This is a genomic window from Streptomyces sp. NBC_01520, from assembly GCF_045040375.1.
In the GTDB taxonomy this organism is placed as follows: Bacteria; Actinomycetota; Actinomycetes; order Streptomycetales; family Streptomycetaceae; genus Streptomyces.
In genome coordinates this window covers 2,981,022-2,993,304 of sequence record NZ_CP109404.1, presented here as the reverse complement: position 1 = coordinate 2,993,304, position 12,283 = coordinate 2,981,022, and the positions used below count along the sequence as shown (strand labels likewise).

At 66.9% G+C, this 12,283-nt stretch carries 12 protein-coding genes; 2 read left to right on the top strand and 10 right to left on the bottom strand.

Going from position 1 to position 12,283, the window contains the following annotated elements:
- Positions 1-18: 18 nt before the first annotated feature.
- Positions 19-861 carry an oxidoreductase gene (locus OG524_RS13510; RefSeq protein WP_405390571.1) on the bottom strand — a complete coding sequence of 281 codons (843 nt, stop codon included), beginning with the start codon at positions 859-861 and terminating at the stop codon, positions 19-21.
- A 66-nt stretch (positions 862-927) separates the two neighbouring features.
- Between OG524_RS13510 and OG524_RS13505 the strand changes: the two genes are divergently transcribed.
- Entirely contained in the window at positions 928-1,605 is a 678-nt protein-coding gene (locus OG524_RS13505) for a DNA-binding response regulator (RefSeq protein ID WP_405390572.1), read from the top strand.
- A gap of 77 nt (positions 1,606-1,682) precedes the next feature.
- On the opposite strand, the gene OG524_RS13500 is transcribed toward OG524_RS13505, so the two are convergent.
- The 7 genes from OG524_RS13500 to OG524_RS13470 all read right to left on the bottom strand — a co-directional run bounded on the left by OG524_RS13500 (position 1,683) and on the right by OG524_RS13470 (position 8,808).
- Positions 1,683-3,380, bottom strand: a complete 1,698-nt coding sequence (locus OG524_RS13500; protein ID WP_405390573.1) for a cellulase family glycosylhydrolase — start codon at positions 3,378-3,380, stop codon at positions 1,683-1,685.
- A 275-nt stretch (positions 3,381-3,655) separates the two neighbouring features.
- A complete protein-coding gene (locus tag OG524_RS13495; protein ID WP_405390574.1) occupies positions 3,656-4,330 on the bottom strand; it encodes a hypothetical protein in 675 nt (224 codons plus the stop codon).
- A gap of 237 nt (positions 4,331-4,567) precedes the next feature.
- Positions 4,568-5,404, bottom strand: coding sequence for a hypothetical protein (locus OG524_RS13490; RefSeq protein ID WP_405810373.1), 837 nt, complete (start codon positions 5,402-5,404; stop codon positions 4,568-4,570).
- Positions 5,405-5,475: 71 nt separating this feature from the next.
- Entirely contained in the window at positions 5,476-6,486 is a 1,011-nt protein-coding gene (locus tag OG524_RS13485) for a MarR family transcriptional regulator (RefSeq protein ID WP_405810371.1), read from the bottom strand.
- Between the two features lie 411 nt (positions 6,487-6,897).
- A complete protein-coding gene (locus OG524_RS13480) occupies positions 6,898-7,434 on the bottom strand; it encodes a GNAT family N-acetyltransferase (RefSeq protein WP_405810369.1) in 537 nt (178 codons plus the stop codon).
- 218 nt (positions 7,435-7,652) lie between these two features.
- Positions 7,653-7,961, bottom strand: coding sequence for a hypothetical protein (locus OG524_RS13475; protein ID WP_405810367.1), 309 nt, complete (start codon positions 7,959-7,961; stop codon positions 7,653-7,655).
- A gap of 454 nt (positions 7,962-8,415) precedes the next feature.
- The gene (locus OG524_RS13470; RefSeq protein ID WP_405810365.1) at positions 8,416-8,808 is read right to left on the bottom strand and encodes a DUF6415 family natural product biosynthesis protein; all 393 of its coding nucleotides are present in this window, start codon (positions 8,806-8,808) and stop codon (positions 8,416-8,418) included.
- A 122-nt stretch (positions 8,809-8,930) separates the two neighbouring features.
- On the opposite strand from OG524_RS13470, the gene OG524_RS13465 reads away from it, so the two are divergent.
- On the top strand, positions 8,931-10,280 hold the full coding sequence (locus OG524_RS13465; protein WP_405810363.1) for a hypothetical protein: 1,350 nt from the start codon (positions 8,931-8,933) through the stop codon (positions 10,278-10,280).
- A 124-nt stretch (positions 10,281-10,404) separates the two neighbouring features.
- Here OG524_RS13465 and OG524_RS13460 read toward each other — a convergent pair whose 3' ends face one another.
- Both OG524_RS13460 and OG524_RS13455 read right to left on the bottom strand, forming a co-directional pair.
- On the bottom strand, positions 10,405-11,022 hold the full coding sequence (locus OG524_RS13460; RefSeq protein WP_405810361.1) for a HEPN domain-containing protein: 618 nt from the start codon (positions 11,020-11,022) through the stop codon (positions 10,405-10,407).
- A gap of 11 nt (positions 11,023-11,033) precedes the next feature.
- On the bottom strand, positions 11,034-12,257 hold the full coding sequence (locus OG524_RS13455) for a DUF262 domain-containing protein (protein ID WP_405810359.1): 1,224 nt from the start codon (positions 12,255-12,257) through the stop codon (positions 11,034-11,036).
- Positions 12,258-12,283 lie beyond the last annotated feature (26 nt).

Here is a 12,283-nt window from a genome sequence, read left to right as displayed (position 1 = left end):
CAGATAAGGGAGTTCGGGTCAGTCTCGCAGGGCGGCCAGGTCCTCGTCGTCGAGGGCGAGGTCGCCCGCCGCGAGGTTCTCCTCCAGGTGGGCGAGGGATCCGGTGCCCGGAATCGCCAGCACCGAGGGGGACGATGCCAGGAGCGAGGCGATCTGCACCTGCGCGGTGGTCGCGCCCAGGCGGGCCGCGACCTTGCCGAGCCGTTCGGTGCCGAGCGGGTTGCCGCCACCGCCGAGCGGGAAGTACGGGACGTACGCGATGCCCGCCGCCTCGCATTCCGTGAGCAGCCCCAGGTCGTCGGAGTGCTGGTTCTGCACCGCCGTGACGGGCGCGATCGCCCGGGCCTCGGCGAACTGGGCGGCGTCGACATTGCTGACGCCCAGGTGCCGGATCAGCCCCTCCGCGCGGAGCTCGGCCAGCACGGCGAAGCGTTCCGCGATCGACTCGCCGCCGGGTCCGTTCATCGCGCCCACCCGCAGGTAGACGAGGTCGAACCGGTCCAGGCCGAGGTCCCGCAGATCCGTCTCGACCAGGCCGCGCAGCTGGTCGGGCGTCGCCTGTCCGCTCGGAATGCCGTCCGGTCCGGGCAGCGGCCCGACCTTCGTCGCGATCACCAGGTCGTCACGGTAGGGGGTGAGCGCCGTACGGATCAGCTCGTTGGCCCGTACGGCGCCGCTGACGTAGAAAGCGGCCGTGTCGATGTGGTTCACGCCCAGCTCCACGGCGCGCCGGAGCACCGCGATACCGGTCCCGGGGTCTCGCGTCGGACCGTGGAAGGTGCCCGTCGCCAGGCGCATCGCGCCGAAGCCGAGCCGGTTGATGGTCAGGTCTCCGCCGAGGGGGAAAGTCTTGATCGTCATGGCTTCATGCTGTCGGCGACCAAGAATCCCGGCGAGCTCGTGGCAGCTTGCTGCCAGACTGGTGGGGTGCGCAATGAACAGGTGTTCTCGGTCCAGGGGGACGCGGAGCTCGTCGCGCGTGCCGGTCATCTCTTCGAGTCGGCGTTCACGGAGTTCCTGTGCGCGGCCCGGGACCTCAGGACATGGTCGCAGCCGGAGGCCAGGGCGTCGGTCCGGAGCCGGATGCGTGCGACGGACTCCCCGGGGTTCTCCTCGCACAAGCTGCTCAGCCCGGTGGCGCTCGCCGACGAGGAGTACCGCGCGCATCTGCGGTTGGTGCAGGGCAGCGGGGCGATCGTCCGGATCAGCGGCTCGCCGCTGCCGCACGAGACGATCATCATCGACCGGCGGGTGATGATCCTGGCAGGCCGGGAGACGCCCACCGGCCGTGAGTACACGGTGACGACGTCACCGAACCTGGTCGACGGCGTCCACTCGCTGATCCGCGCGATCTGGGACAACTCCGCGGACCTCGACACCTATCTGCGCGGCGACGCCCCGCACCTCGACGCCGACGGCCGCATGATCCTGGAGGCCCTCGGCTCGGGACTCACCGACGAGTCGGCGGCCAGACGGCTCGGCGTCTCGCTGCGTACGTACCGGAGGCGCGTGGCCCAGCTGATGGCCGAGCTGGAGGCCGGCTCCCGCTTCCAGGCCGGGCTGCGGGCCGGTGAGCTGGGACTGCCCCGCTCACCGAAGGGGTGAACGGGGCAGCGGCCGGGGCCGCCGTGCCGGCCGACTCGGATGCGTACGCCCCGAGGCCGGCCGGCGTCCGGTCCGGGTCAGGCGGTGGCGCAGGTGGCGCCGCTGAGGGTGAACGCGGTCGGAGCGGTGTTCGCGGCTCCGCGCGCAGCGGTGAAGCCGACGGTGACCGACGCGCCGGCCGCGATGGACGCGGTGTACGAGGCGGGGGTGACGCTCACCGTGCCGCCGCTCTGGGCGGGGGTTCCGCCCCACATGTTGCTGATGGTCTGGCCGTCGGCGAAGGCGAAGCCGAGCGTCCAGCCGTCGATGGTGGAGGTGCCCGTGTTACGGATGACGATTTCGCCCTGGAACCCCGCCGACCAGTCGCCGACCACGCGGTATCCGACGGTGCAGCCCACGCCCGGTGTGCCGCCGTCCTCGTCGGTGGTGACGCTCACCGTGGCCGAGCGGGTGGAGCGGTTCCCGGCCGCGTCCCTGGCGTAGACGGCGAAGGTGTACGTGGTGTCGGCGGTCAGGCCGCTCACGGTGGCGCTGTTCGTCGCGGAGGCGGCGACCGTGGTGTCGGATCCGCCGCTGACGCGGACCACGTCGTAACCGGCGACGGCAACGTTGTCGGTGGCCGCTGCCCAGGTGAGGGCGGCGGACGTCGCCGTCACCGCGGAGGCGGTCGGCGTGCCGGGAGCGGTCGGGGCCTCGGTGTCGCCCGGGTTGCCGCCGCCGAAGACCGTGGCCTCCCTGGAGGTCTGGGCGATGCCGTTGACGCCGTGGAAGATGCGCTCACCCCAGGAGCTGAGCCGGCTCGGGTCGAAGTCGATCACCAGGTCGAGGATCGGGTCGGTGTTGCCGCTCCAGGACCAGGCGAGGTAGCCGAGGTCGAGCTGCTCGGCGACGGCCATCATGGTGTCCTCGTCCGGGTCGCCCCACTGGTCGGCGGGGCCGCCGAACTCACCGATGAGGAGGGGCAGTCCGGCGTCCACGAAGCCGTTCAGGTATTCGGTGACCTTCTCGGCGGTGTTGTAGACGCTGTACATGTGGATCGAGAAGATCAGATTGCCGGTGGTGTCGGCGTCGTAGACGGCCTGGGCGTTGGCGCGCATGACGCCCTGCCAGTCCTGGCCCCAGTTCGGCGCGTCCACCATGATCGTGTGCTCGAAGCCGGCGGTCCGCAGCTTCTGGACGGCGGCGGTGGTGGGTGCGGTCCAGCCCGCGGGGTCGGTGTTGCCCCAGGGCTCGTTGCCGATGTTGATGATGACGTAGTTCTCTTCGCCGGTGAGGACGTCCTGAAGGCTGATCCAGTAGTCGGCGGCGTGGTCGAGCGTTCCGGCCGCGGCGTCCTCCCCGTAGCCGGTGGTGTCGTGCACCTCCAGGACGCAGATCAGCCGGTTGGCCTTGCACTGGTCCACGATCCCGGCCACCTCCGCGGGACCGTTCTCGGTCCAGCGGTGGCCGTCGGACAGGACGACGCGGACGGTGTTGGCGCCCGTCGCCTTGATGTCGGCCAGCGACTGCGTCTCACCCGGGTACCAGGTGTGGGCGTGGTTGACGCCGCGCATGACGAAGTCGTTGCCGTTGCCTTCGAGCAGGCGGCCGTCGCTGATGTGGAGACCGGTGGCGGCCGCGGCCTCGGCCGGCTCGGCCTGTTCACCGGCCCGTTCCTGGGCCTGGGCGGTCGCGGGGCCGAGGGCGCCGAGGGCCACCAGCCCGAGGAGGGTGGCCAGGGCGGCCAACAGGGCGATGACGGGGTTACTGCGTGCCGTACCTCTTGCTGTTCTCACTGCGACTCCAGATGAGTGAGCGCCAAGGGACCTGAGCATCGGAAAGGGTGGGGGGAATGGGAGCGCTCCCATAAAGCCATCTCGTCAGGGACAGGTCAAGATGTCGCGCGGCACTTCGTGGAGCGGGCGCGGCGGGTGAGGGGGTGGGTCACGTGAGTTGGGTGATGCGCGGGGCGGCGGGCCGCGCCGCGCCCGGGGGCGGGGACGGCATGTCGTCCCCGCCCCCGGGCGGTGGGCCTCGTCTGTCCTCGCGCCGAGGCATTGGCCCCGGGTCGTCAGGCGGCCGAGGCGCAGATCGTGTCGTACGGACGGCCCGGGCTCGGGAACAGGTCGATGGGGCTGTTCGCCGCCGCCGGGCATTCCTCGGCGGTCTTGGTCAGGGCGAGGACCTTGTTCACCGCGCCGCTCGCACCGGCGCAGGCGATCTCCTTCGCCTCGTCGTCCACGCAGTCGCCGACCACCAACTGGCCGCCGCCCGCGCCGGCGTCACCGGGATGCTCGCCGGACAGGTTGCGCCCGCAGACGGTCTTGGTGGGGATGCCGCTGGTCGAGGCGTCGCCGCCGCCGAAGGAGACCTTCACCGAGATGATCTCGTCCGTGCCGGCCGGGCACTGGACGGACTGGGCGAATATCGCACCGTCCTGGACCTCCAGCGCCTTGAGCGTCGCCTTGGGGTCGTCGCAGTCGAGGGCCTGGAAACCGTCCTTGGACTTGCTCGTGTCCGGCCCGGCGCAGTCGCCGACCGCCCAGTCCTTGGCCTTCTGGCTGCCGCCGGACGAGGAGGAGGACGAGGGGAACGGGTTGCAGGCGGTCGTGGCCGCCAGGACGACCGCGACGAGCACCGCCGCCCGCGAGCCGGCCGACAGAACGGTACGGGCGCCACGCCGCGACGGGTCGCCCGTGCTTCCCGTGCCGCTGGTCCGTGGTCGTGTGCTGCCGTGGGCGATCATGCTTCTCCTCGGGTACGTGACGTGGCCCGCACGGCACTCGGGGTGACTCGTACGGAGGTTCGCGCGTGAGGACGGCAGGAGGGAGCGCGGTGGTTCCCGGGTGGTACGCACGGGTACGCGCGTTCACGGGCAGGCCGTCCGCAGCGGCGGTCACGCGTGGGGGCGGCGGTCACGGGTGGATGGCTTTCACGGGTGGGTGCCGGTCATGGGTGGGCGCCGGTCACGCCGGTGTGCCGGTCAGGCCTCCATCGTCCCGGACTCGGGGGTCATGTCGCGCCGGTACTGGACGGCACCCCAGTAGCCGTCGGGGAAGTACCGCCCGCTCGCGTCGTCGAAGTGGACCTCGAAGTCACCGGAGCGGAAGACGACCAGGTCGGTGGGCGCCACAGCGTCCAGGAAGCCGACGCGGTCCTCCTCGGACTCGTCGCCGTTCGCACCCCAGTCCCAGAGGAACTCCGCACCCGTACGGCGGACTTGGCCGAAATCCGCGACGACCTCACGGGTGTGGGGCAGCAGCTCCGCCACCTTCTCCGGCCCGGCACAGTCGAAGCTCACCGACAGTTCCTGCCCGGCGGCCGGCACGACGACGTACTGCCGTCGGACGATCTCGTCGGCCGGAAGCTCACCCCACGCCGCCCCTGGGGACGGGAGGCCGACGGCGGAGGGCTCGCGAGGCCCGTCGGGAAGGAGGTGGGTCGCCAGGAAGGCTTCCTCCAGGTGCTGCTCGTACGCCGGATTGTGCTCAGCTGTGACGATCTTGGGCCAGACGCCGAACTGACCCGGCGTGCCGCGCACTTCGCGGCCGTCACCGGCGGTCAGGACGAAGCAGCCGCCGTCGTACCCGATCCGGCGCACCGGGAAGGACCGGGGCAGCCGCACCTTGCCGACGCTGCCGCCGCCACTCGCACCGACGACGGCGAGCGTCCCCCGCTGCCCACCGTCGTCGGCGGGCCTGATCAGGAACACGCTGGCCGGCTCGGCGGCCGTACACACGAGGCCGTGCTCTCCGGCCAGCTCCCTCAGCCGTACGTCGTCGCCGCGCAGTGCCGACGCGAAGATCTCCAGGTCGTCCACAACCCCACCCCCTGGCCGCCAGGCTAGCGCCGCCCCGGGACCTGTTTCCGGCCGGGCCCGACGCGGGTCGGCTACGGGGCGCGGAGCATGTCGCGGAGGTTGCCGACCAGCGCGTGGACATCGCGCTCGGCGGCTGCCGCAGAGGCTGCCGGGGCTTCGAGGGCCTCGGAGGCTTGGGGGGCGTCGTTCCGAGGGCTCGGTCGGCAGGTGCGGCAGAGCCCGTCGAGGATCGCTTCGGGGGCCCCGGGGGCTCCGCAGTCGGTGCATTCGACCAGCAGGCGGCGGGTGAGGGCGACGGAGGGTTCCGGGGCGGCGGGGAGGTCCGGCGGGAGCTTGTCGAGGAGGCGGCGGCGTACGAACCCGACGGGGGAGCTGACCGTTTCGGGGAGGCCGGAGGTGAGGGCGTGGACGAGGTGGTCGGCGGTCACGCCACGTGCGAACCACTGCGCGGCCATGTCCTCCAGGACCCGGCAGTCGGCGGCGGAGAGACCGAGCCGGGGTTCGCGCTGCCCGAGCCGGGCGAGGACGAGGTAGGCGGGCGAGGCGGTGGCGGGCCGGGCGGCCGGTGCCGGGGCGGGTTCCGGTGCGCGTGTCGGTGCCGGTGCTGCGGTAGGTGACGGTGCTTCGGTGGCCGCTTCGGTCGGCGGGGGAGTGGCCTCGACGCTCGTGGCCTTGCTGCCGTCCTCACCTGAGAGGTGGGTGGTCCACCACTCGTTGTCGTGGGCGGCGCGGGACCAGTAGGTGAGGGTGACCCAGCGGCTCTGACCGAGATGCTCGACGCGGCACCGTACGTGACGGAGATGCCCGGCCACGCCCAGGGCTCGCAGAGCGCTGCCGATCGCCATCTGCCCGTACAGCGGAAGGTCCTTGGCGAGGGACTTGATGTCCATGGCGGCACCGTCGGGAAGGCGGTCGACGTATCCGGCGATGTACCGCTCGCGCACCGGAAGGAAGGCGAAGTCCGCAGCACCGGCCGGGCGTTGTCCGGGAGCGGACCGCTTGCCGTAACCGTGCGGGGCTTTCCGGTACGGGCGTGAGGATGCGGGTGCGCGCAGGGCGGAGCTAGGGTGCTCGGTAGCCACGAGATCGGGTCCTAACGATCTTGGGGTGAGACCCCGGCCTGGTGCTTCCAACACCGCGTCGGGGTCGTTCAGTTGTGGGCACCGTAAGCAGTCGCGACTCCACGCCGCAAGCTGGTCACGATTAGTCATACTTGCTGGCCGTGACGGGTCAGGGAGGGCGGGAAGGTTTTCCTGAACCCCTTCTTTCCCCTACCGGGGACAGACACCACTCGAATCCCGACCCCCGAATCCAGCCCCCCGAACCCCGAAGCTCAAGCGCCGGGCCCGACCCCCGTTCTACACCCCACGAAGGAGTGAACGGCCTGTCCGGAGCTCGGGTCCCGGAACCCGAGCCCCGGGCGCCGAGCACGACCGCCCGCGACTGCCCGCCCTTCCTGACCGTTCCACAGGGACCTGCTGAGTTGGGCCCGGTCAGCGATTGACGCGGATCATCACGGTGAGCACCGGCGAGGCCGGTGACGGCTGACTGCGTCCGATGTCCTCGTAACCCCACGATTCGTAGAGCGCGTGGACCCTTCCGTCTCCGGCTGCCGGGTTGACCATGAGGGTGACGAACGGCTCGTCGCGTGCGGCGAGGAGGGCGTCATGGATACGGCGGGCGGCGCCGGTCTTCCGCCGAGCCGCCCGGACGCCGATCTCCTTCAGAGCGACAGCCGGACGCGCGGTGTACTTCTCTGCCGGCGCTGGGCGGATGCGCTGCCAGTACCGGTCACCGTGCGCGATGGTGTTGCCGTACGCGTAGCCGACCGGCTGGTCTTCCACGTACGCGAGGACGGCCATGAAACCTGGCTCGGCACTGTGCCGGTCTATGCGCTCACCGAACGCAGTGACCGCGTAGTTCGGCAGGTGGAGAAGCGGGGCGCGCACATCGGCGTACACATCGAGCAGATCGCCGCGGATCGTGTCGAGTCCGGTGAACGTGCGCAGTTCTATGGGCGCTGGGGTCATGCGGTGTTCCTCCTGGGTGGACTCGACCGGGCCCTGGCCTGCCCTTCCGGCCATGTCGGCGAGTTGATTCTCTGGCCGTCGGAGCGTGACCTGTCGCCCGATGAAGCGATGGACCCAAGCCCTCGCCTATCAACCGATAGCCCTGTGACACTGCCACTCCAGGGGTGCACAGGGGGTATCGACATGTGGGCTGCCCATGCCGAAAACCCCCGGCGTGATCACAGCCAACGGGCCCAGCCGAAGGTCAGGAGGTAAGCGCGCGTCACTGCAGCCGACCCACGGCGCCCGCGATGAACAACAAGGAAGAGGGCGGCAACGCACGCGAACGCCACCACTCCGCTGACGACCAGAGCCCACAGGGCACCACCGACGACGGCGAACAGGGAGACGACGAGGACCGTTACGGCGAGCCCGGCATGGGCACCGCCGACACTCACACGGAAGGTCCCGCGCACGACCCGACGATCCTCCGCGAGGACCCGCTCGTACGCGTTCGCCTCCCGCCCCGTACCTCTGTGTTTCTCCATACCCCGCCCCCAGAGCCCGTCACGCGGCCGGGCCCCAACTGAACCCGATATTCCTCCAGACGCTCCCGACCCCCATTCCGTTGTCTATCAGCGACTTCTGAAGAACGGGTCAGAGAGAAGTCAGGTGGATCGCGCCGAGCAGCAAGGCCCGGCCCACACCTTCGTGTCGAGTACGTGTGCTTCGAGGCGATCCGGGATGACGCCGACGAAGACGGCGCCCGTGGTGAGCAGGCGCTTGCACCAGACGCAGGCGCGTCCGGCGGATTGGTCCCACGTCAGGGTCTCGGGGGAGGGCAGCATGTGGGTAGTTGGGTTCACGGAGTTCGGTGTCGATAAGCCCTCGTCCGCACCCTGGGCATGTAGGGGTTGTGAGTCGACGGCTTCGATTCGCAGCAATGCTCGCAATGCCGCGCCGGGCACCCGAACAGGTAGTGGAACTTTCACCGGTCCGTGGTCATCCATCGTGGCCACCTGAGGGATGACGCTCCTGCCAGAGGCCGACGAAGTATCTCGTCACTCGCGCGAGCTCACGCATGTACTCGAAGGCCGTGAATTGAGGAGTCTCGGCGTCAGGGCGAGACGTCAACTCCAGAAGGCGATGGGCGGAGCTGCTCATCTGCCGCGCCTCCTGGTTCGCGGAGAATCCGAGATCCTCGGCGAGGAACAGGTTCAGCGCCCCGCGCAACCGGTTCGCCATGGAGTCGATCTCCTGCCGATCCGGCATGCACAACGTGATGGCCAGTGCCCTGTCCACCGAGTCGGTGATGCCCTCCAGATCGACTGGTAGCGCCTCGCACCCGACGACATCAGGGTCGGAAGCCTGGCCCCCTGCCACGGCAGTCATCATGTGCTCCTCTCTTGTCCGGTTTCGATTGCGGTGTGTGAAGAGCTAACTGCGGGACGTGCATGTCCGGGTACCGTGAGTGGGAGCCGTGACCGTGAAAGCCGTGAATCATCCGGGAGTTGGCAATGGCCAAGAAACCCCAGGGCGACCGCAATACGGGACTCGAAACCCTGCTTGAGCAGGCACAATGGTCACGTACGCAGCTCGCCAACGCTGTGAACCGACTCGGTGATCAGCTTGGGATGACCCTCAAGTACGACCACTCGGCGGTCTCCCATTGGCTGAGCGGGACACAGCCGAGGGAACGTGTCAGGCGGATCATCCTTGAAGTTCTCGAACGCAGGATCGGCCGGCCGTTGACGTACGCCGAGGCCGGTCTGCGACAGCCGAGTCGGGGTGAGGCCCCTCACGACGGCGATACCGTCGAGTCGCTTCTGGATCTGGGAAGGTCCGACATGGACCCCTCGCGACGCGGTGTCCTGGCCGTGGGGATGTATTCGGCAGCCCTTGCCGTTCCCCTCTTCGCCGGTGAGGCACAGGCGGAGGAGCGGGAGCGCGCAACGAAACCCACCGGGCGCATCGGGCCGGAAGAAGTGGCAACCGTGCGGACGATGACCGACCGCATCGCGGACATCCTCGACGAGCTGGGTGGCGGCCATGCGCGGCCGATGGCCGCGGCATTTCTCGTCAACACCGTCGCGCCGTACCTCCGGGCATCGGCCACCGCACAGGTGAGAAGCGACATGCTCTCCGCTGCGTCGGACCTGACCTACCTGACCGGTTGGATGGCGATGTACGAGCGGGAGCACGGCCTCGGGCAGCGCTACTACGTCAAGGCGTTGAAGCTCGCCACGGAAGCCGGTGACCATGTGACGTACTGCCGCACGCTGCGCGGCATGAGCCTCCAGGCGTCGAGTCTGCGCCATGGTGCGACGGCCTTGAAACTCGCGGATTCCGCGGCCGAGGCCGCACCGAAGGCGGGTCCCCGGCTGGTCGCCTTCCTGCGCGGGCAGCAGGCACACGCGGCAGCGCTGGTCGGCGACCGGAAGCAGGCCTTCACGCGACTGCGTGAGGCCGAGGCGGCACTCTCCCGGGCTGACTCACGGCGGGAGGCCATCGGTGGGTACGACGAGACGGCGTACCAGTTCCACGTCGGCCATGTCCTCTACGAGACGAAGGACCTACCGGGGTCGATCGCCGCTCTGAAGACCTCGATCAGGACGCAACCCAAGCAGGAACGACAAGGACGCCTGCATGCCAACGCGGTGATGGCCCACCGACAATACGAACTGGGCCACATCGAGGAAGCGTGTGCCACCTGGGACACCTTCCTCGACGACTACGCGGGGTTGTCGACGGCCCGAGGCGACGACCACTTCGACACCATGCGGAAGCGGCTCGTTCCGTACCGCAGGGTGCGGGCGGTGCGGGAACTTGCTGAGCGGGCCCGGCAGGTGGCTGAGCTGAAAATCTAGCCCATGATTGAGAGTTCTGTGGCGTACGCGGAAGATTCGATCCCGGCGAGCTGACTGCCGAGTGGGGCCTCACTCGGCAGTCGGAGCTCATTTTGCGGACGCCCTTGATCTCAGCCTGAGATATCTATTTGCTATTTAGGATCCCGTCTATTCGTTTGAAACCCTTGAGTATTTCGCGAACCGTGTCTAGCTCGGATCGCGGATTTATCTGCACTTGCACTTTTGCGGAGGTGTGTGCGATCTCTCCCCTCGATGACGCCCAGCTCTCAGTTGCAGTCAGCCACGTTGAGTCGAACTCGTCCTTCGTCACGCCGAGCGGGAGGAGTAGGCGGAGGAGATTCCTTTCCTTTATTCCATGATTCTGTTTCTTTACGTAGTGAGTGTACTGGCGCTTTTCGAACTCGATTCGCGCATGAAGCGTTGGAAATTTCTGAACTCTGTCTGTGAGGTCGGAAATGGCATCTGGGATGTTCATTTTTGCTTCGCGGTGAGCCATTAACGCCAATAGGCAAGGGCGTATATCTCCACTCTTGCCCCAAATGACGTGTGCGTCGTTTACTACTTCGATAGCTCGATCTTCTACGTAGGATTCAAATTCAGCATGAGCGAGCACCCTGAATCCACGTGCACGTTCATAGACTCTGTTCGAGTACAACCCGATCGCGGAAAATTCGCGGGGCAGTAGATTCTCGCGGAGCTCGGATACTCGGCGCGAGAGAACCTTGAAGCGGACAGACGGCACGCTACGCCTCTCTACGCGAAGAGTCGATTGTCGCTGAAGCTGGGAATCTGAACCGGAGCGTCGATTTCTGCCGCAAGGCGGCCGCCCCAGCGAGCAAGGCGCCGGTGTGTTGCCGTGGGAGTTTTCGTGGTGGTTTGAATTGATTCAACGAATTCAGTGTCGCTCTCGCACAGATTCTTGAAAGCGCCCTCTACTGCTTCTTTCCTTGAAATCGCAAATTCTGCCACATTCTCGTCGGAGAAATAATAGGTCATGATGTCGAAAACCGCACGGTTGAACCTGCCCTCGTATCCGTCCTTTGACCAGCGGTAGAAGGCGTTTTCTCCGAAAATTTCAAATGTTGTTGCGATCGCCTTTTCGCAGCGTTTTGCAACCTCCTTGATGTCCTCTTCCTGATTCTCCCATGCGTCGTTCAGGTGATTGACTGTGCCATCAAGGAAAGCCTTGAGGTTTCCGCTGTACTCATTCAGTCGATATTGGAATGCAAAGAATCGCAGCATTATCTCCACGTCACGCATTCGGAAATCTGGCTTTTTGATTCGCAGCGCCTGCCTGAGCCATTCGCTGGCTGATGCGGCGTCGTCCAAGTAGTCAGTAAAGTTGCCGGGATGCAGTGCTTGGCGAAGTTCCTGCGGCGAAAGTTTCACGCTCCCTGTGTTGAGGCGCAGGAATACTAGATTCAAGAACTCTTCATTGGGCCAGCGTCGAACAACTACCGTGCGGATTGTTTCGTTCAGGAATGCGTTGAGATCATCGTCGAGTTCGCTGTCATTCTCCATCTTCGCGAGAGTCTTGAGCCTTAGATCCTTTCTGACATTTAGTGTTGTGAGGGGAAAGCCCTCGAAAGATTCGGATTCCTCTGGAGCGGCCAAGCTGGATCCCGTGGCGAATTGACGAAGGGCGAGGAGTCGTTGTTTCCCGTCAAGGACAATGAACTTCCCGCGGCGCTTTTTGTCCTCGGCCAGAACGATCTGGGGGATGGGGAGGCCTAGGATGAGTGATTCGATGAACTGACTTTTACGTGCCTTATCCCAAGCGTCGCGACGCTGGAATCGTGGGTTCAGTTGAATGTTTCCACGTCGCAGCTGGCTGAGAATAGTTTCTGTTGTCCAATCGGTGTCTGTTACGACGGCGCGTTGTACGTCGCTCGACGAGACTTCATCCGAAGAGTCGCTTTCCTCTCCGTCAAGGTCACCATAATTGTTTACATCGTCATTCTGTGAAGGGTATCCCACGAGCTTTCTCCTATCATTTATGCGTA